27 protein-coding genes and 1 tRNA gene are annotated in these 25,819 nt (G+C 65.1%); 14 read left to right on the top strand and 14 right to left on the bottom strand.

Annotation, left to right across the window (positions count from 1 at the left end):
• Nucleotides 1-64: 64 nt before the first annotated feature.
• From OSH05_RS09290 to OSH05_RS09260, 7 genes are all read right to left on the bottom strand, one after another.
• Nucleotides 65-2,515: a GcvT family protein gene (locus tag OSH05_RS09290; protein ID WP_104219468.1), complete on the bottom strand. Its 2,451-nt coding sequence runs from the start codon at nucleotides 2,513-2,515 to the stop codon at nucleotides 65-67.
• A 12-nt stretch (nucleotides 2,516-2,527) separates the two neighbouring features.
• Complete coding sequence (locus OSH05_RS09285; RefSeq protein ID WP_407660387.1) at nucleotides 2,528-3,412, bottom strand: phosphotransferase; 885 nt, start codon at nucleotides 3,410-3,412, stop codon at nucleotides 2,528-2,530.
• A 342-nt stretch (nucleotides 3,413-3,754) separates the two neighbouring features.
• Nucleotides 3,755-4,504 (bottom strand): glutamine amidotransferase, encoded by a 750-nt coding sequence (locus OSH05_RS09280; RefSeq protein ID WP_104219470.1) that lies wholly within the window; start codon nucleotides 4,502-4,504, stop codon nucleotides 3,755-3,757.
• A 57-nt stretch (nucleotides 4,505-4,561) separates the two neighbouring features.
• Nucleotides 4,562-5,026: a tellurite resistance TerB family protein gene (locus OSH05_RS09275; RefSeq protein ID WP_104219471.1), complete on the bottom strand. Its 465-nt coding sequence runs from the start codon at nucleotides 5,024-5,026 to the stop codon at nucleotides 4,562-4,564.
• 600 nt (nucleotides 5,027-5,626) lie between these two features.
• Nucleotides 5,627-5,908, bottom strand: a complete 282-nt coding sequence (infA, locus tag OSH05_RS09270) for a translation initiation factor IF-1 (protein WP_104219472.1) — start codon at nucleotides 5,906-5,908, stop codon at nucleotides 5,627-5,629.
• Nucleotides 5,909-5,916: 8 nt separating this feature from the next.
• Complete coding sequence (locus OSH05_RS09265) at nucleotides 5,917-6,123, bottom strand: cold-shock protein (protein ID WP_073053266.1); 207 nt, start codon at nucleotides 6,121-6,123, stop codon at nucleotides 5,917-5,919.
• Between the two features lie 53 nt (nucleotides 6,124-6,176).
• Nucleotides 6,177-7,445: a DEAD/DEAH box helicase gene (locus OSH05_RS09260; protein ID WP_266352130.1), complete on the bottom strand. Its 1,269-nt coding sequence runs from the start codon at nucleotides 7,443-7,445 to the stop codon at nucleotides 6,177-6,179.
• Between the two features lie 324 nt (nucleotides 7,446-7,769).
• Here OSH05_RS09260 and OSH05_RS09255 point away from each other — a divergent pair, with 324 nt between their 5' ends.
• A complete protein-coding gene (locus OSH05_RS09255) occupies nucleotides 7,770-8,729 on the top strand; it encodes a DMT family transporter (protein WP_266352129.1) in 960 nt (319 codons plus the stop codon).
• A gap of 27 nt (nucleotides 8,730-8,756) precedes the next feature.
• On the opposite strand, the gene OSH05_RS09250 is transcribed toward OSH05_RS09255, so the two are convergent.
• From OSH05_RS09250 to OSH05_RS09230, 5 genes are all read right to left on the bottom strand, one after another.
• A complete protein-coding gene (locus OSH05_RS09250) occupies nucleotides 8,757-8,930 on the bottom strand; it encodes a hypothetical protein (RefSeq protein ID WP_165801604.1) in 174 nt (57 codons plus the stop codon).
• Nucleotides 8,931-9,002: 72 nt separating this feature from the next.
• Nucleotides 9,003-9,326: a hypothetical protein gene (locus OSH05_RS09245; protein WP_104219473.1), complete on the bottom strand. Its 324-nt coding sequence runs from the start codon at nucleotides 9,324-9,326 to the stop codon at nucleotides 9,003-9,005.
• Between the two features lie 131 nt (nucleotides 9,327-9,457).
• Nucleotides 9,458-10,456: a GGDEF domain-containing protein gene (locus OSH05_RS09240; protein ID WP_104219474.1), complete on the bottom strand. Its 999-nt coding sequence runs from the start codon at nucleotides 10,454-10,456 to the stop codon at nucleotides 9,458-9,460.
• A 186-nt stretch (nucleotides 10,457-10,642) separates the two neighbouring features.
• Nucleotides 10,643-10,718: transfer RNA gene (locus OSH05_RS09235), tRNA-Ala, on the bottom strand.
• Between the two features lie 122 nt (nucleotides 10,719-10,840).
• Nucleotides 10,841-11,227, bottom strand: a complete 387-nt coding sequence (locus OSH05_RS09230; protein WP_104219475.1) for a TIGR02300 family protein — start codon at nucleotides 11,225-11,227, stop codon at nucleotides 10,841-10,843.
• 255 nt (nucleotides 11,228-11,482) lie between these two features.
• Here OSH05_RS09230 and aroA point away from each other — a divergent pair, with 255 nt between their 5' ends.
• The 7 genes from aroA (at nucleotide 11,483) to lhpI (ending at nucleotide 18,341) form a co-directional block, all read left to right on the top strand.
• Nucleotides 11,483-12,856 (top strand): 3-phosphoshikimate 1-carboxyvinyltransferase, encoded by a 1,374-nt coding sequence (gene aroA, locus OSH05_RS09225; RefSeq protein ID WP_104219476.1) that lies wholly within the window; start codon nucleotides 11,483-11,485, stop codon nucleotides 12,854-12,856.
• Nucleotides 12,853-13,476 carry a (d)CMP kinase gene (gene cmk, locus OSH05_RS09220; RefSeq protein WP_104219477.1) on the top strand — a complete coding sequence of 208 codons (624 nt, stop codon included), beginning with the start codon at nucleotides 12,853-12,855 and terminating at the stop codon, nucleotides 13,474-13,476. Before aroA ends, cmk begins: the two co-directional genes overlap by 4 nt.
• Before the next feature lie 295 nt (nucleotides 13,477-13,771).
• Nucleotides 13,772-15,469 (top strand): 30S ribosomal protein S1, encoded by a 1,698-nt coding sequence (gene rpsA / locus OSH05_RS09215; RefSeq protein WP_104219478.1) that lies wholly within the window; start codon nucleotides 13,772-13,774, stop codon nucleotides 15,467-15,469.
• 178 nt (nucleotides 15,470-15,647) lie between these two features.
• On the top strand, nucleotides 15,648-16,643 hold the full coding sequence (sppA, locus tag OSH05_RS09210; protein ID WP_104219479.1) for a signal peptide peptidase SppA: 996 nt from the start codon (nucleotides 15,648-15,650) through the stop codon (nucleotides 16,641-16,643).
• Nucleotides 16,640-16,921 (top strand): integration host factor subunit beta, encoded by a 282-nt coding sequence (ihfB, locus tag OSH05_RS09205; protein ID WP_104219480.1) that lies wholly within the window; start codon nucleotides 16,640-16,642, stop codon nucleotides 16,919-16,921. The genes sppA and ihfB overlap by 4 nt, the downstream gene beginning before the upstream one ends.
• Before the next feature lie 119 nt (nucleotides 16,922-17,040).
• Complete coding sequence (locus tag OSH05_RS09200) at nucleotides 17,041-17,385, top strand: lipopolysaccharide assembly protein LapA domain-containing protein (protein ID WP_104219481.1); 345 nt, start codon at nucleotides 17,041-17,043, stop codon at nucleotides 17,383-17,385.
• 5 nt (nucleotides 17,386-17,390) lie between these two features.
• A complete protein-coding gene (gene lhpI / locus OSH05_RS09195; protein WP_104219482.1) occupies nucleotides 17,391-18,341 on the top strand; it encodes a bifunctional Delta(1)-pyrroline-2-carboxylate/Delta(1)-piperideine-2-carboxylate reductase in 951 nt (316 codons plus the stop codon).
• Between the two features lie 21 nt (nucleotides 18,342-18,362).
• Here the strand turns inward: lhpI and OSH05_RS09190 are convergent, their stop codons facing one another.
• Nucleotides 18,363-19,577 (bottom strand): MFS transporter, encoded by a 1,215-nt coding sequence (locus OSH05_RS09190; RefSeq protein WP_104219483.1) that lies wholly within the window; start codon nucleotides 19,575-19,577, stop codon nucleotides 18,363-18,365.
• Nucleotides 19,578-19,675: 98 nt separating this feature from the next.
• On the opposite strand from OSH05_RS09190, the gene OSH05_RS09185 reads away from it, so the two are divergent.
• From OSH05_RS09185 to OSH05_RS09160, 6 genes are all read left to right on the top strand, one after another.
• Nucleotides 19,676-20,143: a MarR family winged helix-turn-helix transcriptional regulator gene (locus tag OSH05_RS09185; protein ID WP_104219484.1), complete on the top strand. Its 468-nt coding sequence runs from the start codon at nucleotides 19,676-19,678 to the stop codon at nucleotides 20,141-20,143.
• A 66-nt stretch (nucleotides 20,144-20,209) separates the two neighbouring features.
• Nucleotides 20,210-20,899 (top strand): phosphoribosylanthranilate isomerase, encoded by a 690-nt coding sequence (locus OSH05_RS09180; protein ID WP_104219485.1) that lies wholly within the window; start codon nucleotides 20,210-20,212, stop codon nucleotides 20,897-20,899.
• Complete coding sequence (gene trpB, locus OSH05_RS09175) at nucleotides 20,896-22,119, top strand: tryptophan synthase subunit beta (protein WP_104219486.1); 1,224 nt, start codon at nucleotides 20,896-20,898, stop codon at nucleotides 22,117-22,119. Before OSH05_RS09180 ends, trpB begins: the two co-directional genes overlap by 4 nt.
• A 78-nt stretch (nucleotides 22,120-22,197) precedes the next feature.
• Entirely contained in the window at nucleotides 22,198-23,040 is an 843-nt protein-coding gene (trpA, locus tag OSH05_RS09170; protein WP_104219487.1) for a tryptophan synthase subunit alpha, read from the top strand.
• Between the two features lie 17 nt (nucleotides 23,041-23,057).
• Entirely contained in the window at nucleotides 23,058-23,963 is a 906-nt protein-coding gene (accD, locus tag OSH05_RS09165; protein WP_104219488.1) for an acetyl-CoA carboxylase, carboxyltransferase subunit beta, read from the top strand.
• Between the two features lie 109 nt (nucleotides 23,964-24,072).
• On the top strand, nucleotides 24,073-25,392 hold the full coding sequence (locus OSH05_RS09160) for a bifunctional folylpolyglutamate synthase/dihydrofolate synthase (RefSeq protein WP_104219489.1): 1,320 nt from the start codon (nucleotides 24,073-24,075) through the stop codon (nucleotides 25,390-25,392).
• Between the two features lie 51 nt (nucleotides 25,393-25,443).
• Here OSH05_RS09160 and trxA read toward each other — a convergent pair whose 3' ends face one another.
• On the bottom strand, nucleotides 25,444-25,764 hold the full coding sequence (gene trxA / locus OSH05_RS09155; protein ID WP_104219490.1) for a thioredoxin TrxA: 321 nt from the start codon (nucleotides 25,762-25,764) through the stop codon (nucleotides 25,444-25,446).
• Nucleotides 25,765-25,819: the final 55 nt, after the last annotated feature.

Here is a 25,819-nt window from a genome sequence, read left to right as displayed (position 1 = left end):
GGACGGCACGATCTGTCAATGACGCAGGTCAATATTGCCGCCGTCAGCCCCCGGTGAAATCGTCTCAGGCGCGGATACAAAGCCCCTCGGGATCGTAGAGCGGATCCAGATGGACTTCGGCGGCGACGCGTTCGCCGGCAACTTCCAGCTCAAAGCGGCCGGAGAGAACGAAATCGCGGTCGACGCCCGCGGCGCGGCGGACATAGCCATAACCGATCGGCTTGCCGACCGTATAGCCATAGCCGCCCGAGGCGAGCCAGCCGACCCGCTCGCCATTCCGGTAGATCGTCTCGCGCCCGAGGAGGACGATGTCGGGATCCTCCGTGGTGAAGGCGGCGAGCAGGCGTGGCAGCGGCTTGGCGGCCTGCGCTTCCAGCGCCGCGCGGCCGAGGAAGGGAACCGGCTTCTTCAATTTGACGAACATGCCGAGCCCGGCGACGAGCGGCGAATGGTCCGGCCCGATCTCGGCGCCCCAGGCGCGGTAGCCCTTTTCCAGCCGCAGCGATTCGATCGCGCGGTAGCCGGCGAGCTTCAGGCCCAGCGGCCGGCCGGTCTCGATCAGCGCATCATAGAGCGTCAGCGCGAATTCGGCCGGTACATGCAGCTCCCAGCCGAGTTCGCCGACATAGGTGACGCGTAGCGCGAGGACCGGACAGCCCGCGATGGAAAGGCGCCGGGCACGGGCGAAGGGAAAGGCAGTGTGCGAGATGTCGTCGCGCGTCAGCTTCGAAAGGATGTCGCGCGCCCTCGGTCCCATCAACACCAGGGTCGCGTTCTGCGACGTGATGTCGGTGAGCCGCGCGTCGAGCCTTTCGGGGATGTTCGATGATATCCAGTGGAAATCATGCGTCGCAAAGCCTGTGCCGGTGACGACGTAATAGCGGTCCGGCGCCAGGCGGGCGACGGTCAGGTCGGCCTCGATGCCGCCGGCCGCGTTCAGCATCTGCGTATAGACGAGATGGCCGACGGGCTTGGCCACGTCGTTGGCGGCGATCCAGGCAAGTGCAGACTCGGCATCGCGCCCCGTGAGTTCGAACTTCGCGAAGGAACTCTGGTCGAACAGCACGGCGGCCTCACGCGCGGCGCGATGCTCGCGCCCGACCGCCTCGAACCAGTTCTGCCGGCCATAGGTATAATGGTCCTCGGGCGTCTCGCCCGCGCCAATATCTGCGAACCAGTTGGCGCGCTCGAAGCCGAGCTTCTCACCGAAGCACGCGCCTTCCGCCTTGATCCGGTCATAGAGCGGCAAGCGGCGTAGCGGCCTGCCGCTTTCAAACTCCTCGAATGGCCAGGCCATGGTGTAGTGCCGTGCATAGGCTTCGAGCGTCCGCGAGCGGATCCAGGAAAGGTCGTGGTGATTGCGGCCGAAACGACGGATGTCGACCGGCCAGAGATCGAAGGGCGGCCGGCCCTTGGCGACCCATTCGGCCAGCGCCATGCCGGCGCCGCCGCCCGACGCGATGCCGAAGGCGTTGAAGCCGGCGCCGACGAACACGCCCTTCACCTCCGGCGCCTCGCCGAGGATGAAATTGCCGTCGGGCGTGAAGCTCTCGGGGCCGTTGATGAACTGGCGGATGCCGACCTCGCCGAGCGCTGGCACCCGGCCCAGCGCCTGTTCGAGAAGCGGCTCGAAATGGTCGAGATCGTTGTCGAGCAGCTGGAATTCGAAGTTAGCCGGCAGAGGATCGACGTCCCAGAGCTTCGGGTTCGGCTCGTAGCCGCCCATGACGAGGCCGCCAACTTCCTCCTTCCAATAGGTGAGGCGGTCAGGATCGCGGAGCGTCGGCAGGCCCGGTGTCACCCCCGGTACCGGCTCGGAGATCAGATATTGGTGCTGGACCGAGACGAGCGGGATATTGACGCCGGCAATACGGCCCAGTTCGCGCGACCATTGCCCGGCGCAGATCACGACCTTGCCGCAGGCAACGAGCCCCTGGTCGGTTTCCACCGCCGTGACGCGCCCGTCCTCGATCCGAATGCCGGTGACGGCGACGCCCTCGCGGATGATAGCGCCCTTCATGCGGGCGCCCTTGGCGAGGGCTGCCGAAATGTCGGAAGGCGAGACCTGGCCGTCGGTCGGCAGGAAGGCGGCGCCGATGACGTCCTCAACCTGCATGATCGGCCAGAGATCCTGCGCCTCCTTCGGCGACAGCAACTCCATCTCCAGGCCGAAGGAGCGCGCCGTCGTCGCCTGCCGCTTCACCTCGGTCCAGCGCTCTTCATTGCAGGCGAGCCGCAATCCGCCATTGCGCTTCCAGCCGGTCGCCTGCCCGGTCTCGGCCTCCAGCCGGTCATAGAGCGCGACGGAATAGCCGAGAAGCTGCGTGATGTTGGCCGAGGTGCGCAGTTGGCCGACGAGCCCGGCGGCATGCCAGGTCGAGCCGGAGGTGAGCTTGCCGCGCTCCAGCAGCAGCACTTCGCTCTCGCCCATGGCGGCGAGGTGATAGGCGACGGAACAGCCGACGATGCCGCCGCCGATGACGACGATCCGGGCCTCGGAGGGAATTTCACTCATGAAGGATTGGCCTCAGCGGTCCAGCGCGTCGAATGCGGCGAGCGCCACGTCGAAGCGGCGCAGATTCTCTTGGGTGTAGGCGGCATAGTCGAAATGGAGCGTCGAATGGATCTCGGACACCATGCTCCACATGCTCTCGCGCAGCAGCGACGCCGCCGTCATAGCCGCAGCCTTGTGCCGAAGCGATTCGTCGACGGGGCGCTCGAAATAGAGTTCGAGCAGTTGCTCGGTCTCGGCCGGCAGGAAGGAATTGTTGGAAGCGAGCCCACCGAGGTCGAAGAGCGGCGAATTGAAGCCGGCATAATCCCAGTCGACCAGCCAGATCCGCATCCCGTCATCGATGAAATTGGCGGCGAGCAGGTCGTTATGGCCAAAGACGAGTTCGATCGGCCCGACCGCGACCTCCAGCCGGTCGGCAGCGTCGAGCAGGCGGACCAGCATCGGCAGATGGTAGCTTTCGCCATCCTCCAGCGTGTGGGTGTAGTCGCGGATCACCTGGAACGGCCAGAACATCGGGGCCGGCCCGCGAAAGAAGCGCGGTATGTCGCGATGGGTATGGCGGATGAGCCGCACCAGTCGTTCGAGGTTGCGCGGATCCCTTATGTCCTCGGGGGTGAGCGTCCGGCCCTCGATGAAATCCATGACCAGGGCGCCGGGCTCATGATGATAGACGATCGGCGATATGCCGGCGGCCGCCGCGGCCTGGCTGGCGGCAAGCTCGATCGAGCGGACGATGCCATGCTCGGGAATATCGCCGCCGACGCGGACGACATAGCGGCGGCCATCATCCTCGACGATGAAATTCGTGTTGGTGAGGCCACCCGGCAGGGGCTCAGGGTCGACCGGCCGGCTCCAGCAGGCGAGGCCCGCGGCAAAGGCCTTCGGATCGGGAGGCAGCATCATCGGCGGATCATCCGGTGGCAGGGCTGCAGCCGGAGAACTCCGCCGCGCCTCCACTCAATCCGCTGTTCGGAATCTATGCAAGTGGTCGGTGCGGAGAGGGGGTGCCCGGGGGTCTCGGTTGAATCCCCCTCTCCGTCCGATTCTCGCTGACTACGCAAAACCTGAAGGTCAGCTTGGTAACCCTGTCGCAATCCCCTTGCCACGCGCAAAGGCTCCCCATGTCGCTAGATGCGGAGGTAAGACGATTCCGAAACCGCAATATGTAGAACTTGTTAAGAGCTGATTCACGAAGCGCGCATTGCATTCTGCAACAGGAATTGCAGACTGCGAGACCGCTTATTCCGCGGCGAGGACAACCGATCGGCCAGCGCGGGCCGGCGGCAGAGCAAGCCACCCATCTAGGAAGGCATCGAGAAAGGCCGAACTCTGTGCGTCGTAGAGCGCACGCCCCTCCAGGTGGTGATGGCGCGGCTGGGCTCCCGGCTGGCCGAAGCGCTCGGCGCCGCGCGTGGTCCAGCGATGCATCATGGCGAGCGTCAGTTCGATGTGGAACTGGAAGGCGAAGGCTGACGATCCGTAGCGGAAGGCCTGGTTGGGAAAAAGCTCGCTCGTGGCCAGAAGTTCGGCTCCGGCGGGAATCTCGAAGCCCTCGCCGTGCCACTGATAGACCTTCTCCGGCCACGGACAGAGTTCGCTTCCCGCTTTCGTCGGGTGAAGGGGGTAGTAGCCGATCTCGACCAGGCCATCCTCGCGGCGGCCGACCCGGGCGCCGAGATGACGGGCCAGCATCTGGGCACCAAGGCATATGCCGAGAAAAGGCGCCTGCTCGGCCAAAGGCACGGCAAGCCAGTCGATTTCGCGGCGGACGAAGTCCTCGTCGTCATTGGCGCTCATCGGCCCGCCGAAAATGATGGCGCCTGCATGATCGACCAGAGTCGTCGGCAGGGGATCGCCGAACCGGGGGCGGCGAATGTCCAGGCGGTGCCCTCGCGCCTCGATCCGCTGTCCGACGCGGCCGGGTGTCGAGTGCTCCTGATGCAGGACGATCAGGACGGGGAGCTTGCGGGGTGCGTTGCGCGGCAACATGGCGAGAAACTTAACGCAAATATCGCGCCAGACACAAATGGTCGCGCCGGCCGCGTCTCAGGCGTCCTTGACGGCCTGGCTGCGCACGTCCTGCTTGAGGCGGATGCGGTCGCGGTTCGAAATGCCGAGCAGATCGGCAACTCGCCAGATCGCATTGTCCTCGAATTCGTGCAACTCGCCGTCACGATAGACGAGATCCCACATCATCGCGACGACGCGCTCGCGCTCGGCGAGTTCGAGCCGATCCTTCAACAGGCTGGTGAAGCGGTAAAGGTCGACCGCCTCCTGGTCGGCCGTCTCGGCGTCGCGGACAAGCTCATCCGTCTCCTCATCATCCAGCGCGTAAAGCGATTTCAGGAGACCATGCAGGCGTACGCGCTCGCTCTCATCCACGGATCCGTCCACGGCGATGACGTGATAAAGCAGCGCCGCGGCCGCGAGGCGGTGATCGTCCTCGCGAAAATGCCGTGTCTGGCTGTCGCCGCCGAAATCGGCCAGGAGATTGCGAAGGGCCTTGAACATGGAAATCTCCGGATCGCGATCCGGAGCGAACCGGTCGCAGCCACTTCAAGCGGCGTCGAATGCTGGAACGATAGGGGGCTAGCGGAGGCCTTGACCAATCGGAGGGCTCGAAGCGCTCTCCACACCGCGAGGCTTAACTTTGATCGCCATAGGCCCTCTTGAATGGAGGATTGACGATCTATCTCTTTGTTTTCGCATCAGATTATGCAGAACTCGGGCCGGCTTGCCAGCCTCAAGATCCAACCCCGTCAACCGGGTCGGAAGGCCGGCCGACCGCAGAGCCGCCGCGAATGTCGGCCCCAAAAATAAACCGCCGGCACAAGGCCGGCGGTGGGACTAAACTTCAATCGAATAACCTTTTGTCCGGACCAAAACGCGCCCGAACTCATAAATTACCAACACAACTACGAAGACGACAACTTTTAGTACATTTCTAACCAACATCCGGAAACGTTCAACAGAACCCCACCGGACGAAGCAATTATTAACGCCTTCCGACTAGTAGCGCAAGAGGGGTATTGGCTTCGCGAACCAATGCCCTCGCCGGAAGGACGGCCCGGCACGACAAAATCGCGCCAGGCCGAAATTCCAGCGTCGGAATCAGCGACGTCGCATCGCTCCACCGCGAAACGGCGTCTTCGTCGAGGGCGGCGCGACCGAGTCGCCCTTGTGCCGGAAGACCAGCCGTGCACGATCGAGATCGTATGGCGTCATCTCGACCGTGACGCGGTCACCCGCCAGGGTCTTGATTCGGTTCTTCTTCATCCGGCCCGCCGTATAGGCGACGACGACATGCCCGTTCTCGAGTTCAACCCGGAACTTCGCGTCGGGTAAAACCTCGACGACCGTTCCCTCGAATTCGAGCGCTTCTTCCTTCGCCATGGGGTTCCTCAGGAGACCTTCAGATTCGTCGCCGACGTCTTGCCGCGGCGATCCGTCTCGAGCTCATAGGAAATCTTGGCGCCATCGCGCAGCGTCGACAGACCAGCACGCTCAACTGCGCTGATGTGAACGAACACGTCCTGACCGCCCTGGTCGGGCTGGATGAATCCATAGCCCTTCGTCGCATTGAACCACTTCACCGTACCCGTCGCCATGGAAATCTCCTTCAGTCTGGCGGTAGAGAACTTTGCCGTCGACGACCCCGTCGTCAAGCGGCGCGGCGGCGTTGTTGACCTCGCCACCGGTTTTTCTTGCTCTTTTCTTGCATCGGCTGCCCTTCCCGAGCCGAAAGCTCGCCGCGCGGACTATCTTTCGCGGGGCGGGCGACCGGGATGGAAGGCCTGAAATTCGTCGCGACTTCGGGGATCGGACGGCGAATCAGCCGTTCGATCGCCTTCAGCCGCGCAGTTTCGCCAGCGTCAAAGAGGGAGTAGGCCATGCCGCTGCGACCAGCCCGGGCCGTCCGTCCGATGCGATGGACATAGGCCTCCGGCTCGTCCGGCAGGTCGAAGTTGACGACATGAGTGATATCGGCGACGTCGATGCCGCGTGCCGCTATGTCTGTCGCCACGAGAACCCGAAGGCTCCCGTCCTTGAAGCCCGCGAGCGCCTTCTGACGGGCGCCCTGGGACTTGTTTCCATGCAGGGCGAGCGTCGCGACGCCGCCCCTTGCAAGATGCTCCGCGACGCGGTCGGCGCCGTGCTTGGTGCGGGTGAAGACGATCACCCGCTCCATGGCGGCGTCCGACAGCAGGTCGATGAGGAAGTGGCGCTTGTCGGCTGTCGCGACGCGGTAGAGCTTCTGCTCGATGCGCTCGACCGTCACGACTTCGGGGGTCACCTCGACGCGGATCGGCTCCTTGAGGAGCTTGCGTGAGAGCTGGGCGACCTCGTCGGGCATGGTCGCCGAAAACAGCAGCGTCTGCCGCTGGGCCGGGAGCATGGCGACGATCTTCATGACGTCGCGGACGAAGCCCATATCGAGCATGCGATCCGCCTCGTCGAGGACGAGATGGGCGACGCGGTCGAGCCGGATCGCCTTCGCCTGGATATGGTCGAGCAGTCGGCCCGGCGTCGCAACCAGAATGTCGACGCCCTTCTCCATGGCGCGGATCTGCGGCTGATGGCCGACGCCGCCGAAGACGAGCGCATGACGAATGCCGAGGAACTTCGCGAACTTGCGCAGTTCGACATCGATCTGGATCGCGAGTTCGCGGGTCGGGGCCAGGATGAGCGCGCGGGCGCTCTTGGCTTCGAGACCGTCCGCACGCTTGGAAAGGTGCTGGAGGAGCGGCAAGCCGAACGCCGCCGTCTTGCCGGTTCCTGTCTGGGCGATGCCCAGCATGTCGCGACCTTCGAGCAGTGCCGGAATGGCTTGGGCCTGGATCGGCGTTGGCACGACCATGCCCGCCGCGGCTAGAGCACGCAGCAGCGGTTCGGCAAGAGCCAAATCCGCAAAATTATTCGATGGATTCAAGAAAAATAGCCTAATTTCGCAAGCGCCATCCGGCACCTGAACTGAAGTCGTGACCCACGCGCGAAGGAGTCAGAGGACGGCGTCGTGCCCCGCAAGTTGCGGGCTCGAACCATGGACAGTGTCGCATGGAGCATGCGCGATCACGATGATCATCCTTCGCTATATGCGGGGTCGTGTACGAAAAATCAAATGAAAACTCGTCACGGAACGTGAATGACGCTCCCGTGACGGTTGAATCACGATGCTCGCATAAATATTGCCCGGAAGGACAATTGTATGCGCCGCTAAATTGTGCATTCTGCCGCCGTCGCGATCGCATCGGCCATGACAATCACAACCCATCCCACCGCTTCTACCCGCGGCGGCCGACGGCTTTCCCCGAGGATGGCCGGCATCGGCCTGATGCTGCTTGGCATTTTCATCTTCTCGGCCAATGACGCGCTTGGCAAGTGGCTGGTTGACACCTATTCCGTGGGTGCAGTCCTGCTGTTCCGCTCGCTGGCGGCGATGATCGCGCTCGTGCCGTTCCTTCATCGCGATGGCGGTATCGCCGCACTGCGCCGCGCGCCACGCCCCGGCCTGCAAGTCTTCCGCATCGTGCTGGCGACCACGGAGGTGGCGATGTTCTACGCCTCCGTCCGCTATCTGCCGCTCGCCGACGTCATGACGTTCTACCTCGCCTCGCCGGTATTCGTTGCGGCCCTGTCGGCGCTGGTGCTGAAGGAGAAGATCGATCGCGGCCGGTGGATCGCGATTCTGGTCGGCTTCGTCGGCGTGATCGTCGTGCTGAAACCGTCCGCCGCGAGCCTCTCCTGGCCGGCGGTCATCGCCATGACCGGCAGCTTTCTCTATTCGGTGCTGATGATTGTGACGCGTCAGCTGCGCGGTTCGCCCGACAGCACGCTGCTCGCCTTCTCGACCGGAGCTGCGCTCATCGCTGGCCTCATCCTCGCGCCCCTCGACTGGGTGACGCCGACCCTGACGGATTTCGGCCTGCTGTCGATGGTCGGCATCGCGGCCATGATCGCCGCGTTCTGCGTCAATCGTTCGCTGAAGCTCGCCCCGGCCTCGGTCGTCGTCCCCTACCAATATACGATGCTGCTCTGGGCCGTGGTGTTCGGCTACATCTTCTTCGGCGACCATCCCGAATTGCATGTGCTGGTCGGTGCCGCGATCGTCGTCGCCTCGGGTCTGTACATCCTCATTCAGGAGCGCCGCGTGGGCACGCCCGAGGGCGAAAGCGTGGCTGAGGAAGTCGGCTCGACGCTCAACGCGCAGCCCTGAGCGACGTCGCCCGGCTCCGGTCGGCGGTCATCCCGCGAGGAAGAGAAGACAGATCGCCCCCAATGCGACGATGGCGCCGACGGTGCCGAAGACGAGCATGTAACGAAGCCGATGCGGCGCGACCGCCTGGCGGGCCTCGACGGTATCGAGCTTCTGGCTGGCGTTGATATCGGCAGTCCGCTTGGTCGCGAATTCGGTCATGGCATCTCTCCTTCTCTGGAAGGGAAATGCGCGGGACGGCAAAAGTTTCCGCCTCGCCTTCCTGCCAATCGGCTAGCTGCGATCGTTTGTCCTATCGATGACGGTATAATCCGTCTCGATGATCACCCCGTCCGTGCCGTGACGAGGCGGCGGCTCGGGAGCAGCGGCTGTCGGCATCTCCACTCCCGCCCGGCGGAACAGAGCACGCAGGATCCGGCCACGGAAGAGATAGGCGACGAGTCCGATTGGAATCAGCACCAGCAGCAGGCTTACGGAGAGGATCAGCGCCGAGGCGAGGATCACGATGCCGGCGACCGCGGCGGCCACGAGCCGCAAGCGATCCTTCCAGCTCGATCGTGCCGGACCTGAAATGAAATATGCGCGGTAAATCGCCATCGGCCTCATCCTTCCCCAACGGCCAAGATGTGGCGATGTTGGTTCAATGACGCAAGTCCTGACGACGGGGGCGGACATTCGGGCCATCAGCCCGGCGCGTTGTCCGGCCCAAAAGCTTCGTCAATCGGCGTCTATCCCACCCGCGCCGCGGCTCTTCCGGACGTCTTGGCGGCGTAGAGCCCGCTATCAGCCCGGTTTCGCCAGTCATCGACAGCCTCGCTCGCCGACAATGTCGCGACGCCGACGCTGACGGTCAGTCTTCCGCGCCGTGGATGCGGGATGTCGGCATCCGCGAGCTCCTCCAGCAAGCGCCGCGCGACTGTCTCGGCGCCGACGGCGTCGGTGCCCGAGAGCAGAACGGCGAACTCCTCGCCGCCGACGCGCGCAACGAGGTCTTCGGGGCGTCTGGCGAATGGCGAGAGAAAGTCGGCAAAGGTTGCAAGCGCCCTGTCGCCGGCATGATGTCCAAGCGAGTCGTTCACCTCCTTGAAGTGATCGAGGTCCAGCATCAGCAGCGACACCTCTTCGCCTGTGCGGCGGGCGCGACGCCATGCGCGCTGCAACGTCTCATCGAACATTCGCCGATTGGCGAGCCCGGTCAGCGCGTCGGTATTGCTGATCCGGCGAAGCTCGGCGTTTCGCTTCGCAAGAATCATCTCATGGCTCGAAATCGCGGCGAGATCGCAAAGTATGTCCGTGCTGAACTCGGGAGGCGCTCCCGGATCCGAGCGCAATATGCAGAGCGATCCGACGATATGATCGTGCTCGCCGCGCAAGGGGACGCTCGCATAGAAGCGCCAGGGCATGTCGCCAGCGAGCGGATGCCCCGCCAGTTCCGGCGCCGTGCGCATGTCGTCGATGACGAGTTCGGTGCCCGAGGAGACCACCAGGGTACAAACGCTTCGGTCTCGTTCGATGAAATCATGAAGGTCGGCCGACGTCTTGGCCTTCATCCATTGATGCGTGCCATCGATGAAGCTGAGAAATGCAACGTCAGCTCCATAGAAGCGTGCAGCGAGCCGTGCGATGCGGTCGAAACGTTCTTCGGGAAGCGAATCGAGAAGACCCAGGTTGTTGAGCTCGGCAAGTCGCGCGCCCTCGTTTGGCGGCGGTTCAGGCGGGGTCCACATCGGCGATCACAGGGCAAGAGAATTCCTGCGGGGCAACATCACAGCTATCGCTGGCCCTGTGAAGGGCGTGCGTTCGCTATTCCTTCGAGGCCGCTGGACATTCGACCGCCTACAGCTCGCAGCCAGAAACGACAAGGCCGCCCGAAAGGCGGCCAGTCTGCGTCAATGGAATGATCTGAGGAGGACTGGTGGAGCCAATCGGAATCGAACCGACGACCTCTTGAATGCCATTCAAGCGCTCTCCCAACTGAGCTATGGCCCCTTCCGTCCAGTACCGGGGGATGGGAACCCCCGGCGCGGCGCGATCTTTAGGCTGCGCCTTTTTGCAAATCAAGTGGCAATCTCGGGATTGCCACCAAGCCGCCAAAGCAGCTGTGGAAGCTTTTAGACTTCCTCGTCGTCGACGCCGCCGATGATGTCGGCCACGTCGTCGCCCTCTTCCTCTTCTTCCTCGATGAAGACGTCGCCGTCGTCCTCGATCACGACGTCCTCGTCGTCGGCATCCGGGTCCACGACCTCGGCGCCACCGGCGGCCTCGGTGTCGGCTTCCTCGAGGCTAATGAACTCGGCCGTCTCCGCGACCTCATCCTCAGCCTCTTCCTCCTCGACTTCCTTCGTGGCCGGCCGGGCGCGAACCGGGCCGCTTTCGAAGAAAGAACGCGGGTAGGAATTGCCCGTATAGGGCGAGACGATGGGATCTTTGTTCAGGTCGTAGAACTTCTTCCCCGTCTCGGGGTCGATCCGCTTTGTGCCGAGTTCAGCTTTCGCCACGTCGTGCCTCGTCGGTTTGAAAGAGCCGGGCTCCCATAATGACTTGGAAAGGCGCTGTCAAAAACAATTCATATGCGAGGCCGCGCGGATTCTCGCGGCCGAAGGCCGGAAAGGCACAACGGGTCTCCCGAATGCCGCTCCAAGGTGGCGGGTCGGCGCGCGTCATGCTATCGGACGGCCGCCCGCCGATCGCTCGTTCCGGCGGTGGCGCGTCGTAGCCTTCACCGGCTTTCGCGGCCTCGGGGAGCCTGATCCATGTCTTCCACCACCGGGTTTTCCACCACCGCCGATGCCGGGCCGCTGACGGCTTCGGCCTCGGGTCCGCTGACTGGGACGATCCGCGTTCCCGGCGACAAGTCGATCTCGCACCGAGCGTTGATGTTGGGGGCGCTGGCGATCGGCGAGACCGTGATCGAGGGGCTGCTCGAAGGCGAGGACGTGCTGGCGACCGCCGCAGCCATGCGGGCCTTCGGTGCCAGCGTGACGCGGACCGGAACCGGCGTCTGGGTGGTCAAGGGCGTCGGCGTGGGCGGCTTCCTGGAGCCAGAAGATGTCATCGACTATGGCAATGCCGGCACTGGCGTACGGCTCGCCATGGGCCTCGCAGGCAGTCAGGCGATCGCGGTCACCTTCACGGGCGACGCCTCGCTGCGCCGCCGGCCGATGGGCCGCATCCTCGATCCGCTGCGCCGCATGGGCGTTCAGGTCTTGGCGCGCTCGCAGGGTCGCCTGCCGCTGACGATCAGGGGGCCGGATGTGGCGCTGCCGATCGAATATCGCGTTCCCGTCCCTTCGGCGCAGGTGAAATCGGCCGTGCTTCTTGCCGGGCTCAACACGCCGGGCGTCACCACGGTCATCGAGCCGGTGATGACGCGCGACCATACCGAGCGCATGCTCGCGGCCTTCGGTGCCGGCATCGAGATCGACAAGGGCGAGGATGGCGAGCGAATCATCCGTGTCGAGGGACGGCTGGATCTGAAAGCGCAGGCGATCCGGGTGCCGGGTGATCCGAGTTCTGCAGCCTTTCCGATGGTCGCGGCGCTGATCGTCGAGGGCTCCGACATCACGATCGAATCGGTCCTGCTCAACCCGATGCGCAACGGCCTCATCGAGACGCTTATCGAGATGGGCGGCGACATCATGATCGACAATCGCCGTACGGTCGGCGGCGAAAGCGTCGGCGATATCCGCGTCCGTTCGAGCCGCCTCAAGGGCGTCGTCGTGCCGCCGGAGCGGGCGCCTTCCATGATCGACGAATATCCGGTGTTGGCGATCGCCGCCGCCTTCGCGGAGGGCCGGACGGTGATGGAGGGGCTGGGCGAGCTGCGCGTCAAGGAATCGGATCGCCTGTCCGCCATGGCGGCCGGCCTCTCGGCGAACGGCATCCTGTGCGAGGAGGGGCCGGAATCGCTGGTCCTCACCGGCGGCGCCGTCGTGGCAGGCGGCGGCAGCGTGAAAACCCATCTCGACCACCGGATCGCCATGAGCTTCCTCGTGCTCGGTCTCGCGTCCGGGCAGGGCGTGACGATCGACGACGCCGCGCCGATAGCGACGAGCTTTCCCGAATTCTCAACCCTCATGACCGGCCTCGGGGCGCGGTTCGAGGCCATGGAGCCGACTGCCAGATGATCATCGCCATTGATGGGCCCGCGGCGGCGGGAAAAGGCACGATCGCGCTCCGCCTCGCCGAGCACTATCGGCTGAACCACCTCGACACCGGCCTCCTCTATCGCGCGATCGGTCGCAAGATGGCCGATGCCGGGCTCGATCTCGACGATGCCGACCTGGCCGGCACGGTCGCGCGGGCGCTCGATCCGGCCGATCTGGGGCATGCGGATCTGCGTGGCCGCGAGGCGGGCGAACTTGCCTCGCGCGTCGCCATCCATCCGCCGGTCCGCGCGGCGCTCATCGATTTCCAGCGCGATTTCGCCGCCCGCCCGCCGGGGGCCGTGCTGGATGGACGCGACATCGGCACGGCGATCTGCCCGGGCGCCGAGGTCAAGATCTTCGTCACCGCATCGCCCGAGGTGAGGGCGCGCCGCCGCAGCGACGAACTCATCGCCAAGGGGCGCGAGGCGGCCTATGAGCGGATCCTCGCCGAGATCCGCGAGCGCGACGCCCGCGATTCCGGGAGGGCCGCGGCGCCGCTGCAGATGGCACCCGACGCCGCGCTGCTCGATACGAGCGATCTCGGTATCGACGAGGCCTTCCGGGCGGCGATGGCGATCGTCGAGGCAAAACGGCGCTGAATTTGCCCTGTTTCGAGGCTGAAACGCGCCTTTTTGCGCCATTTCTGCCTTGCTGTACAGCGAGCGAGGCTATATAGAGCCCCAATTCCGACGGACCATCGTCCGGCGTCTCTTCGGGGACGCTGTGGGAGGCCGCAGTCGGATGAAGCATCGAGTCCCGATCCGGAAGCGTCGGTCCGCCGAATTCGGCAGCCGCCATCCGCCCTTCAGAAGGGCCGGATCGCCTGGCAGGGCCGGGTCTCGATATCGCAACACGAACCGCCGACGCACGCCAGCAATGGCATCAGGAGATTTTATGGCTCAAACCAACCCGTCCCGCGAAGACTTTGCGTCGCTGCTCGAGGAATCCTTCCAGAAGGAAGACCTCTATGAGGGCAGCGTCGTCAAGGGCACCGTCGTTGCGATCGAGAAGGATCTCGCCGTCATCGACGTCGGTCTGAAGACCGAAGGCCGCGTGGCGCTCAAGGAATTTGCCGGCCCCGGCCGTGACCAGCCGATCAAGGTCGGCGACGTCGTCGAAGTCTATCTGGAGCGCGTCGAGAATGCGCTCGGCGAAGCCGTTCTCTCGCGCGACAAGGCGCGCCGCGAGGAGAGCTGGATCCGCCTCGAGGAGCAGTTCAACAAGAAGGAGAAGGTCACCGGCGTGATCTTCAACCAGGTCAAGGGCGGCTTCACGGTCGACCTCGACGGCGCCGTGGCGTTCCTGCCGCGCAGCCAGGTCGATATCCGTCCGGTGCGCGACGTCGGTCCGCTGATGCACACGCCGCAGCCCTTCGAAATCTTGAAGATGGACAAGCGCCGCGGCAACATCGTCGTCTCGCGCCGTACTGTCCTCGAAGAGACCCGCGCCGAGCAGCGTTCCGAGCTGGTCCAGAGCCTCGAAGAGGGTCAGATCATCGAGGGCGTCGTCAAGAACATCACCGATTACGGTGCGTTTGTTGACCTTGGCGGTATCGACGGCCTGCTGCATGTCACCGACATCGCGTGGCGCCGCATCAACCATCCGACCGAAGTGCTCTCGATCGGCCAGACCGTTCGCGTCCAGATCATCCGCGTCAACCACGAGACGCATCGCATCTCGCTGGGCATGAAGCAGCTCGAGGCTGATCCCTGGGCCGGCATCGAGGCGAAGTACCCGGTTGGCGTCAAGTTCACCGGCCGCGTCACGAACATCACCGATTACGGCGCGTTCGTGGAGCTGGAGCCGGGCATCGAAGGCCTCATCCACGTCTCCGAGATGTCCTGGACGAAGAAGAACGTCCATCCCGGCAAGATCGTCTCCACCTCGCAGGAAGTCGAAGTCGTCATCCTCGAGGTCGATCCGGTCAAGCGTCGCATCTCGCTCGGCCTCAAGCAGACCCTGCAGAATCCGTGGGAAGCCTTCGCCGAGAAGTATCCGATCGGCGCCGTTGTTGAGGGCGAGGTCAAGAACAAGACCGAGTTCGGTCTGTTCATCGGTCTCGATGGCGATGTCGACGGCATGGTCCACCTCTCGGACCTCGACTGGAACCGTCCGGGCGAGCAGGTCATCGACGAGTACAACCGCGGCGACATGGTCAAGGCGCAGGTGCTCGACGTCGACATCGAGAAGGAGCGCATCTCGCTCGGCATCAAGCAGGTCGGCGGCGATCCCTTCGTCGAAGCTTCCGGCGACATCCGCAAGGGTGCTGTCGTTACCTGCGAGATCCTCGCGGTCAACGAAGGCGGCCTCGAAGTCCGGATCGCCGATTCGGATCTGACCACCTTCATCCGTCGCGCCGATCTGGCCCGCGATCGGTCCGAGCAGCGTCCGGAGCGGTTCGCTCCCGGCGAGAAGGTTGACGCCCGCGTCACCAATTTCGACAAGAAGGCCCGCAAGGTCTCCGTCTCGATCAAGGCGCTCGAAATCGCCGAAGAGAAGGAAGCCGTCGCGCAGTTCGGCTCGTCGGATTCGGGTGCTTCGCTCGGCGACATCCTCGGCGCAGCGCTCAAGGCTCGCCAGAGCGACGAATAATCCTTTCCGTCCAACGACGGTTCGGTAACGAAACGCCCCGGCTTGTCCGGGGCGTTTTGCGTTTGAGGCGGGTTTTTCCAATTCGGCCAATCGCTTGCCGCCGCGCTGGTTTGATTTCGCGACCCAAAGCGGCTAACCCCATGGTTGAGGGGCGACTGGCTTAGGAGATCCGAGCGGCATGGACGCGGACCAGATCATCGATCGACGACGGCTGAAGCGGAAGCTTGTCTTCTGGCGCGTCGTCGGCCTCCTCGCTTTGGTTGCGGCGGTGGCGATCGGAGCCGTGCTCGCCATCGGGCCGGAGCGGATCGGCGAGCGTTCCAATCCGCATGTCGCCCGCATCGCCATCAACGGCTTCATCGCCGATGACCGGGCCCAGCTGGAACTGATCGACCGGCTCGCCAAGAACGATGCCGTCAAGGCCGTGCTCATCTCGATCGATTCGCCGGGCGGCGCCACCGTTGGCGGCGAGGCGCTCTATGATGCGCTGCGCGAACTGGCGCAGAAGAAGCCGACGGTCGCCTCGATCAAGACGCTGGGAGCTTCGGCGGCCTATATGGCGGCGATCGCGACGGACCACATTGTCGCCTATAAAAGCTCCATCACCGGATCGATCGGCGTCCTGTTCCAGTCGCCGGAGGTCTCCGAGGCGATGGCGAAGCTCGGTATCAAGCTTACCGAGGTGAAGTCCTCGCCACTCAAGGCCTCGCCCTCGCCGTTCGAGCCGGCTTCGCCCGAGGCGATCGCCGTGATCCAATCGCTGATCGGCGATACCTATGGCTGGTTCGTCGACATCGTCGCCGAGCGGCGCAAGCTGGATCGGCCGACCGCGCTCCGCCTTGCGGATGGGCGCGTCTATTCGGGCCGCCAGGCCCTTGCCGCCGGGCTCATCGACGAGGTGGGCGGCGAGGAGGCGGCCATTGCGTGGCTGGTCAAGGAGCGGGGCATCGCCTCCGATCTTCGGATTGTCGAATGGAAGAAGGAGGAGCCGTCTTCGAGCTTCTCCTTCGCCGAGGCGACCGTGCTGCTTCTCGCCAGACAGGTCGGTCTCGACCCGGCTTCCGCCGCTGGCGGCCTCGCCCGCTTTCTGCCGCAGAGACTGAACCTTGACGGTCTGCAATCGGTTTGGCAGGCTCCGGCGGCTTTTGAGGACGCGGAGGGGACTGCGCGATGATCAAGTCAGAACTCGTGCAGAAGATCGCCGAGCAGAATCCGCATCTTTATCAACGCGATGTCGAGCACATCGTGAACTCGATACTCGACGAGATCGTCGATGCTCTGGCCCGGGGCGACAGGGTCGAGCTGCGCGGCTTCGGTGCCTTCTCGGTCAAGAACCGCCCGGCGCGCCAGGGCCGGAACCCGCGTACGGGCACAAAGGTTGATGTGACGGAGAAATTCGTGCCCTTCTTCAAGACGGGCAAGGAAATGCGGGAGCGCCTGAACGACGCCTGACCCGCGTTCGTAAAGAGCGAAGTGGACCCCGGTTCGCGCCGCGATAGCGCGGCCCCACGGAGCGCTGAGACCCTTTCGCGATTCCATGATGCGCCGGATGGTTCCAGCGGGAGCGATCGATGAGACGTCTGATAGCTGCTATCATCCTGATTCCGCTGGCCATTGTGGTCGTGGCTCTTTCTGTGGCCAATCGCCATCCAGTCATCCTTTCGCTGGACCCCTTCAACGGCGAGGCACCGGCGGTAGCCATGGCGCTGCCGCTCTATGTCGTCTTCTTCGCGGCCCTCGCTCTGGGCGTACTTATCGGGGGTGTCGCCGTCTGGCTCGGGCAGTCGCATTGGCGTAGCCAGGCACGGCGGCTGAAGCGGGAGACGGCGAGCGTCCGCCGCGAGAATGAGGCCTTCAAGGCGGTGCGCAGCAGCCCTGCCACCGCATTGGCCATACCGCGCCGCGGCGCCGCCTGAACATTGTGCGGGTCATTCCAGCTGAGAGGATCGACGCCACCTTCGACCGTGTGGAGCTGGTCGAGACCTTGCGCGCAGCCTTCTGCGCGCCTGCGGAGACGCCGACCCGCCATCACCACACGATCCCACGGAAGGATGGCGACGCCACGCTGCTGCTGATGCCGGCCTTTGACGGCGAGACGGAAGCGGGTTTCGGCCATGTCGGCGTCAAGATCGTCTCGGTGTTTCCCGGCAACGCAGCCCGGGGCGCTGCGACGGTGCAGGGCGTCTATCTGCTTTTCTCCGGCGAGACCGGAGCGCCGCTGGCGCTGATCGATGGGCCGCGCCTGACGCTATGGCGAACGGCCGCCGCCTCGGCGCTCGCGGCGGACTATCTTGCCCGTCCGGATGCCTCGCATCTCGTCATGATCGGCGCCGGCGCGGTGGCCGCCCACCTCGTCGAGGCACACGCCGCCTCGCGCCCGATCGAGCGCGTCTCGATCTGGAGCCGGCGGCCCGAACAGGCGGAGGCGCTGGCTGCACGGTTGACGCAGCCGCGCCTCGTGGTCAAGCCTGTCGACGACCTCGAAGCCGCCGTAGCCGAGGCCGACATCGTCTCGGCGGCGACCCTGTCGAAGGTGCCGCTCGTCCGGGGTGCGCTTCTGAGACCCGGCACCCATGTCGATCTGGTCGGCGGCTTCACGCCTTCCATGCGCGAGGCCGACGATGATGCCATGCGCCGCGCCCGGGTCTATGTCGACACGTTCGATGGCGCGCTGGCCGAGGCCGGCGACATTGTAGGTCCGATCGCGTCCGGCGTTCTGACGCGGGAGGCGATCATGGGCGACCTCTTCTCGCTGGCGCGGGGGGAGAGCGAAGGTCGGCGCAATGCTGAGGAGATTACGCTCTTCAAGTCCGTCGGCACGGCGCTCGAGGATCTCGCAGCTGCGGCCCATCTCTGGCGCCGGATCGGCTGATCCCGCTCCGCTTCGGGCACATCATGCCGTGCGTAGTTCCTCGTCCAGCGTCCGCGGGGGAAACGGTCGGAACGTCATGGCGATGAGGAAAGCGCCCAGTCCGAGCCCGAACGAGGTCAGGTAAAGCCCGCCATAGCTGCCGGTGACGTCGAAGATCCAGCCGCCCAGCGTCGGGCCGAGCGCCATGCCGAGTGCGCCGGCCATTCCCGTGCCGCCCATCAGCGTGCCCATGATGCGCATGGGGAAATTCTCGCGCAGCAGAACCGCATAGAGCGGCATAATGCCCGCATAGATGAAGCCGAAGACAGCGGCGACGGCATAGAACTCACCGAGGTCCCGGGCGAAGAAATAGGCGAGCGCGCCGAATGCCTGCGCCAGCAGGCCGGCGACCAGAACCCGCTTGGCGCCGAAGCGGTCGCCGGCCACGCCGAAGCCGATGCGGCCGAACATGCCGGCGATTCCCTCGACCGAATAGATCGACACGGCCGCGATGGCCGTTATGCCGCAGATCTCGGCATAACTGACCGTGTGAAAGATCGGCCCGGAATGGGTGGCGCAGCAGAAGAAATTGGTCAGCACCAGAACGACGAACGGCACCGAGGTCACGGCGGCACGCACGCTCATCGCGGCCGGCGGCGCGTCGATCTCGTCGCTCGGGTGCGGCGTCGATACTGGCGGCCGGCGCAGGAAGAAGGCGAGCGGGATCGTCGTCACGGCGACGATCACCGAAAGGATCGAGAGCACGGTGCGCCAGTCATGGCTTGAAACCAGCCAGGCGGCGAGGGGCGACATGGTCACCGGGGCGAGGCCGATGCCGGCGGAGACCAGCGATACGGCGAGGCTGCGCTGCGTTTCGAACCAGCCGGTAACGGTCGCCATCATGGGCGCGAAGAAGGCAGCGACCGCCCCGCCCACCATCACGCCGAAGAAAAGCTGGAACAGCAGGAGGCTCGGCGCGTGACCGGCAAGCCAGAGGCTCAGGGCGAACAGCGCGGCGCCGGTCATCACCACCGGCCGCGCGCCGAAGCGATCCGAGAGCGCCCCCCACACCATCGAAGTCAGTGCCATGGACAGGAACCCGATGGTCATCGCCCCCGAAATACCGGTGCGCGACCAGCCCGTCGCCTCGGTCATCGGCGTCAGCAACACGGGCAGCGAGAACATCGCCCCCATGGCGACGCAGCCCATCAGGCCGCCGACCGCGACGATCACCCAGCGATAGGGGTGTTGCTGCATCGTCTCTTCTCCCATCGACCGTGCGGAGCCTGTACTGCACAAGCCCCGCGGCGTCCCGTCACATTGCCTCTCAAACGATAATTTGATATCAAACGATAATGTCGACGACAAGCCCCTCTCTCGAAGTTGCGCCGGCCCTGCCGCTTGCCGCTGTCCATGAAGTGCGGGATCGGTGCCTCTGTCTTGCCGCGCAGCGGGCGGCGCGACTGCTGGCGCAGCGGTTCGATCGGCTATTCGCCCCGCTTGGGATCACCAATGGCCATTTCTCCATTCTGGTCGCCCTCAGCGGCGGCTGGAAACCCCGGCTCGGCGAGCTGGCGGCATTCCTGGCGATGGACAAGGCGACACTGACGGCGGCGGTCCGCGTCCTGGAGCGGCGCGGGCTGGTCATTGTGCGTCCGGACGACGGCGACGCGCGCATCCGCCGCCCGTCGCTGACCGAAATCGGCCGCGAGACGGTCGGCCGGGCGGTTCCGCTCTGGCGGGAAGAGCACGCGCGCCTTGAGGCAGGGCTCGATGCGGCGGACGTCGCCTCTGCCACTCGCCTCCTGTCCCGGCTCGGATAGGCCCGGACCGTTGGACTTCCCGGCGCTTTCGTGGCAAAGGGTGCCCATGCTCAGGATGCAGAATTCATGTCCGTGATCGTCAAAATCTGCGGCCTCTCGACCGAGGAGACGCTCGATGCCGCGCTAGGCGCCGGCGCCGACATGGTCGGTTTCGTCTTCTTCGCCAGGAGCCCGCGCTTCGTCTCGCCGGAACGCGCCCAGGAACTGGCCGCACGGGTGCGCGGCCGGGCGGAGATCGTCGCGCTCACCGTCGATATGACCGAGGAGGCGCTTGCCGAGATCGTCGCGACGGTTCGTCCCGACTGGCTGCAACTGCATGGCCAGGAGACCCCGGAAACGGTCGCCTCGGTGCAGGATCGCTTCGGTCTCGGCGTGTTGAAGGCGATCGGCATTTCCGGGCCGGCCGATCTTGCAGCGATCGCCGCTCATGCGCACGTCGCCGACCGCCTGCTTCTCGATGCCAAGCCGCCGAAGGGAGCCGTCCTGCCGGGCGGAAACGGCCTCGCCTTCGACTGGAGCCTTCTGGACGAACTGGATCCGGACCTTAGCTATATGCTCTCGGGTGGGCTTGACGCCGGCAACGTCGCCGAGGCCCTAGCCCGAACGCATGCGATCGGCGTCGATGTTTCGTCCGGCGTGGAGAGTGTTCCGGGGATCAAGGATCCGGAGCAAATCCGCGCCTTCGTGGCCGCAGCGCGCGGCGCCAGCCTTCAAGCCGAAACCAGCCGGGCCGCCGGCCTGAGGATTCCGACGTGACCGCACCTGTCCTTCCCAATTCCTTCGCCACCGGCCCCGACGATCGCGGCTTCTTCGGCATTTATGGCGGCCGCTTCGTCGCCGAGACGCTGATGCCACTGATCCTGGAGCTGGAGGCGGCCTATCTCTCGGCCAAGGACGATCCGGCCTTCCAGGCCGAACTCGCCTCGCTGTCGAACCACTATGCCGGCCGGCCCTCGAAGCTCTATTTCGCCGAAGGCCTCACCAGGCATCTCGGCGGCGCGCGCATCTTCTTCAAGCGCGAGGACCTCAATCACACCGGCAGCCACAAGATCAACAACTGCCTGGGCCAGATCCTGCTGGCGAAGCGGATGGGCAAGACGCGCATCATCGCCGAGACCGGCGCCGGCCAGCACGGCGTCGCTTCTGCTACGGTTTCGGCCCGCTTCGGCCTGCCCTGCGTCGTCTATATGGGCGCGACCGACGTGGAACGGCAGGCGCCGAACGTCTTCCGCATGAAGCTGCTCGGCGCGACGGTGAACCCGGTCACCGCCGGCAACGGCACGCTGAAGGACGCCATGAACGAGGCGCTCCGCGACTGGGTGACCAATGTCGAGGACACCTATTACATGATCGGCACGGCGGCCGGCCCGCATCCCTATCCGGAAATGGTGCGCGACTTCCAGTCGGTGATCGGCCGCGAGGCGCGGGCGCAGATGATGGAGCAGGAGGGTCGCCTGCCGGATCTCGTGATCGCTGCCGTCGGCGGTGGCTCGAATGCCATCGGCATCTTCCACCCCTTCCTCGACGACAAGGACGTCGCGATCGTGGGCGTCGAGGCCGGCGGCCATGGACTGGCCGTCGACAACGGCCATGCCGCCTCGATGAGTGGCGGTCGTCCGGGCGTGCTTCATGGCAACCGCACCTATCTGCTGCAGGATTCCGACGGCCAGATCCTCGAGGGGCATTCGGTTTCGGCCGGCCTCGATTATCCCGGGGTCGGTCCAGAGCACTCGTGGCTGCGCGACACGGGCCGCGTTTCCTATGTCCCGATCGTGGACGACGAGGCGATCGCCGCCTTCCAGCTCTGCACGCGCACCGAGGGCATCATCCCGGCGCTGGAATCGGCCCACGCCATCGCGGAAGCCGTCAAGCGCGCCCCCGGCATGGCCGAGGATGACATCATCCTCGTCAATCTCTCGGGCCGCGGCGACAAGGACGTCCACACCGTCGGCAAGATCTTGGGGATGGATGTTTGAATCGGGCGCGTGGCCGAACCTTCCCCGCGCGCCTTCCCCGTCTTGACGCCATCCTCCATCGAGCCTAGGCCGAATGCCATGACCGAAACCCGCATCGACCGTCGTTTTGCCGCGCTCAAGTCCGAGGGCCGGCCGGCGCTTGTGACCTTCATGACGGCCGGCGATCCCGATCCGGCAACCACGCTGGCGCTGCTCCATGCGCTGCCGGCCGCCGGCGCCGACGTCATCGAGCTCGGCATGCCCTTCTCCGATCCGATGGCCGATGGTCTGGCGATCCAGGCCGCCGGGCTGCGCGCGTTGAAGGGCGGGCAGACGCTCAACAAGACGCTCGATCTGGTGCGCGAATTTCGCAAGAGCGACGACGCGACGCCGATCGTGCTCATGGGCTACTACAACCCGATCTATTCGCATGGCTCCGAAGCCTTCGTTCGCGACGCGAAGGCGGCTGGCGTGGACGGTCTGATCATCGTCGACCTGCCGCCGGAGGCCGATGATGAGCTCTGCATCCCGGCGCTCGCGGCCGGGCTCAATTTCATCCGCCTCGCCACCCCGACGACGGATGACCAACGCCTGCCGATGGTGCTCCGCAACACCTCCGGTTTCGTCTATTACGTCTCGATCAATGGCATCACTGGCTCAGCCGCGCCGGATGCGAGCCGCGTCGCAGAATCGGTTGCGCGCATCAAGCGCCATACCCATCTGCCTGTCGCGGTCGGCTTTGGCGTTCGCACGGCCGAGCAGGCTGCCGCCATAGGCGCCAATGCCGATGGCGTCGTCGTTGGTTCGGCCATTGTCGCGGCGATCGCCGCCTCACTGGACGACGAGGGCAGGGCAACGGCGGCGACCGTGCCGGCCGTCGTCAATCTCGTATCCTCGCTCGCCTCGGGCGTTGCCAGCGTGCGCCGGTCCGCCGCGGCCTGAAGAAGAGGGTTTTTCGCATGAGCTGGATCAACGACGTCGTTCGTCCGAAGATCAAGAGCCTCCTGAACAAGCGGGAAGTCCCGGAGAACCTCTGGGTCAAATGTCCCGAGACGGGCGAGATGGTGTTCCATCGCGACCTTGAGGCCAATCACTACGTGATCCCGAATTCGGGCTATCACATGCGGATGACCGCCCCGAAGCGGCTCAACTATTTCTTCGATGAGGGGAAATACGAGTCGATCGCGGTTCCCGATGTGGCGGTCGATCCACTGAAGTTCCGCGACGAGCGTCGCTATACGGACCGCCTCAAGGATGCGCGCACCAAGACCGGATTGCAGGACGCGGTCGTCGTCGGCGCCGGCTTCGTCGAGGGCGTGCCGCTTGTCGCGGCGGTGCAGGATTTCGATTTCATGGGCGGCTCGCTCGGCATGGCGGCCGGCGAGGCCGTGATTGCCGGCATGGAAGCGGCGCTGCAGCGCCAGCAGCCCTTCATCATGTTCGCGGCCTCCGGCGGCGCCCGCATGCAGGAAGGCATCCTGTCGCTGATGCAGCTTCCCCGCACGACGGCGGCGGTGATCGCGCTGCGCGAGGCGCGGCTTCCCTATATCGTCGTCCTCACCAATCCGACGACCGGCGGTGTCACGGCGTCCTATGCCATGCTGGGCGATATTCATATCGCCGAGCCGGGCGCGCTGATCGGCTTTGCCGGCCCGCGCGTCATCGAGCAGACGATCCGCGAGAAGCTGCCGCCGGGCTTCCAGCGTTCCGAATATCTCTATGATCACGGCATGGTCGACATGGTCGTCCATCGCCATCAGCTCCGCGCGACCATCGCCCGGCTCTGCGGCCTGCTCGGGCCGAAGGCAGCCAGGCTGCCGGCGATCGCCGGCCAGCGCCATGACGAGGTCGCGCTGGCGTCGTAGTCCGCTGCTATCTTCCGCCGGGCGGCGCCACCGCTGTCCGGGCTCGACCGTCTTTTCTGCATGAAACTACCGATCGGCGGGCGCCCGCCCGTCGCCGAGAGCGTTTCCCATGGTTACCAGTACCGTCGTCCTGCAGCGGCTCTTCCAGCTCCATCCCAAGGAGATCGATCTATCGCTCGATCGCCTGGAGCCGCTTCTGGAAAAGCTCGGCCATCCGGAAGAGCGTCTGGGGACGGTGTTCCACATCGCCGGAACCAACGGCAAAGGCTCGGTGACGGCCTTTCTGCGCGCGATGCTGGAGGCCTCGGGTCGGACCGTCCACGTCTATACCTCGCCCCATCTCGTGCGCTTTCACGAGCGCATCCGTCTGGGCCAGCCCGGCGGCGGTCGCTTTGTGAGCGAGGAGGAACTCGTCGCGACGTTGCTCGAACTCGAACGCGTCAATGACGGCGCGCCGATCACCCATTTCGAGATCACGACGGCCGCGGCGCTCAAGCTCTTCGCCGACCATCCGGCGGATGTGACGCTGCTCGAAGTCGGGCTCGGGGGGCGGTTCGACGCCACCAACGTCATCCGCTTGCCAGAAGTTTCGGTGATCACGTCGATCTCGCTCGACCATGAGAGATTCTTCGGCGATCGGTTGGAGGATATCGCTGGCGAGAAGGCCGGCATCATCAAGCGCGGCCGGCCGGTCGTTACCTCGCCTCAGGTGGCGCCCGTTCTCGGCGTGATCGAGGCGAAGGCCGCCCGGCTTGGCGCGCCGCTCTTCGTCGGCAATCAGGATTGGATCGCCCATTCCGAGCGGGGCCGTCTCGTCTTTCAGGACGAGGACGGGTTGCTCGACCTGCCGCCGCCCCGCCTTCCCGGCCGCCATCAATTCGTCAATGCCGGTGCCGCCATCGCGGCGCTGCGCCGGTCCTCGCTCGCCATCCCGACGGCCGCGATCGAAACGGGTCTGACGAGCGTTGAATGGCCGGCGCGCATGCAGCGGCTTGCGAGCGGCAAGCTCGTCGATCTCGCCCCGGCGGGCGCCGAGATCTGGCTCGATGGCGGCCACAATCCGGGCGCCGGCGCGGTGATCTCGGAAGCCATGGCCGATCTGGAGGAGCGCGTGCCGAGGCCGCTCTACATGATCGTGGGCATGCTGCAGACCAAGGATCCCGTTGGCTTCTTCCGTCCCTTCGCGGGCCTCGCCAGCCACGTCTTCACCGTGCCGATCGAGAGCTCCGATGCCGGGCGGGATCCGGTGGAGCTCGTCGGCGCGGCCATGGCGGCCGGCCTTGAGGCGGAAGCGGTGGCGAATGTCGCCGCCGCCTTCGAAAAGCTTCGCCGCCTGCTGCCGCCCGGCACCGTGCCGCGCATCCTGATCTGCGGCTCGCTCTATCTTGCCGGTACGGTGCTGGAAGCCAACGGCACGCCGCCACGCTGAAACGAAAACGGGGCCCGAAGGCCCCGAATCCAGTCGGCTGTTCCGAAGCGATCAGATCGCGTTCTTGATCCAGTCGGCGAGGCGATTCTTCGGCGCCGCGCCGACCTGGATCGCAGCCGGTTCGCCATCCTTGAACAGGATCAGCGTCGGGATCGAGCGAACGCCATAGCGCACGGCGATGTTCGGATTCTCGTCGATGTTCAGCTTGGCGATCGTGACCTTGCCGCCCATCTCGGCCTGAATCTCTTCGAGAGCCGGGGCGATCATGCGGCACGGGCCGCACCACTCGGCCCAGAAATCGACCACGACCGGGCCGGTAGCACCGAGAACGTCGGTGTCGAAAGAACTGTCGGTGACTTTGGCGGTTGCCATAGAAGACTCGCTAGCAGCTTGAGGAAGTTGATCCGAACGTAGGTATCGCCTCCCG

The sequence above is a fragment of the Kaistia algarum genome, assembly GCF_026343945.1.
GTDB classification, from domain to species: Bacteria; Pseudomonadota; Alphaproteobacteria; order Rhizobiales; family Kaistiaceae; genus Kaistia; species Kaistia algarum.
Note: the sequence above shows the minus strand (reverse complement) of the source record. Positions and strands in the feature narration are given on the sequence as shown.

Coding starts and splice junctions, on each gene's coding strand:
- trpA (WP_104219487.1), top strand. CDS start 22,198: ATGACCGAAACCCGCATCGACCGTCGTTTTGCCGCGCTCAAGTCCGAG.
- sppA (WP_104219479.1), top strand. CDS start 15,648: ATGGACGCGGACCAGATCATCGATCGACGACGGCTGAAGCGGAAGCTT.
- OSH05_RS09180 (WP_104219485.1), top strand. CDS start 20,210: ATGTCCGTGATCGTCAAAATCTGCGGCCTCTCGACCGAGGAGACGCTC.
- OSH05_RS09280 (WP_104219470.1), bottom strand. CDS start 4,504: ATGTTGCCGCGCAACGCACCCCGCAAGCTCCCCGTCCTGATCGTCCTG.
- OSH05_RS09245 (WP_104219473.1), bottom strand. CDS start 9,326: ATGGCGATTTACCGCGCATATTTCATTTCAGGTCCGGCACGATCGAGC.
- trxA (WP_104219490.1), bottom strand. CDS start 25,764: ATGGCAACCGCCAAAGTCACCGACAGTTCTTTCGACACCGACGTTCTC.
- OSH05_RS09290 (WP_104219468.1), bottom strand. CDS start 2,515: ATGAGTGAAATTCCCTCCGAGGCCCGGATCGTCGTCATCGGCGGCGGC.
- cmk (WP_104219477.1), top strand. CDS start 12,853: ATGATCATCGCCATTGATGGGCCCGCGGCGGCGGGAAAAGGCACGATC.
- infA (WP_104219472.1), bottom strand. CDS start 5,908: ATGGCGAAGGAAGAAGCGCTCGAATTCGAGGGAACGGTCGTCGAGGTT.
- ihfB (WP_104219480.1), top strand. CDS start 16,640: ATGATCAAGTCAGAACTCGTGCAGAAGATCGCCGAGCAGAATCCGCAT.
- OSH05_RS09275 (WP_104219471.1), bottom strand. CDS start 5,026: ATGTTCAAGGCCCTTCGCAATCTCCTGGCCGATTTCGGCGGCGACAGC.
- aroA (WP_104219476.1), top strand. CDS start 11,483: ATGTCTTCCACCACCGGGTTTTCCACCACCGCCGATGCCGGGCCGCTG.
- OSH05_RS09265 (WP_073053266.1), bottom strand. CDS start 6,123: ATGGCGACGGGTACGGTGAAGTGGTTCAATGCGACGAAGGGCTATGGA.
- OSH05_RS09185 (WP_104219484.1), top strand. CDS start 19,676: ATGTCGACGACAAGCCCCTCTCTCGAAGTTGCGCCGGCCCTGCCGCTT.
- rpsA (WP_104219478.1), top strand. CDS start 13,772: ATGGCTCAAACCAACCCGTCCCGCGAAGACTTTGCGTCGCTGCTCGAG.
- OSH05_RS09250 (WP_165801604.1), bottom strand. CDS start 8,930: ATGACCGAATTCGCGACCAAGCGGACTGCCGATATCAACGCCAGCCAG.
- OSH05_RS09240 (WP_104219474.1), bottom strand. CDS start 10,456: ATGTGGACCCCGCCTGAACCGCCGCCAAACGAGGGCGCGCGACTTGCC.
- OSH05_RS09190 (WP_104219483.1), bottom strand. CDS start 19,577: ATGCAGCAACACCCCTATCGCTGGGTGATCGTCGCGGTCGGCGGCCTG.
- accD (WP_104219488.1), top strand. CDS start 23,058: ATGAGCTGGATCAACGACGTCGTTCGTCCGAAGATCAAGAGCCTCCTG.
- OSH05_RS09255 (WP_266352129.1), top strand. CDS start 7,770: ATGACAATCACAACCCATCCCACCGCTTCTACCCGCGGCGGCCGACGG.
- OSH05_RS09160 (WP_104219489.1), top strand. CDS start 24,073: ATGGTTACCAGTACCGTCGTCCTGCAGCGGCTCTTCCAGCTCCATCCC.
- OSH05_RS09200 (WP_104219481.1), top strand. CDS start 17,041: ATGAGACGTCTGATAGCTGCTATCATCCTGATTCCGCTGGCCATTGTG.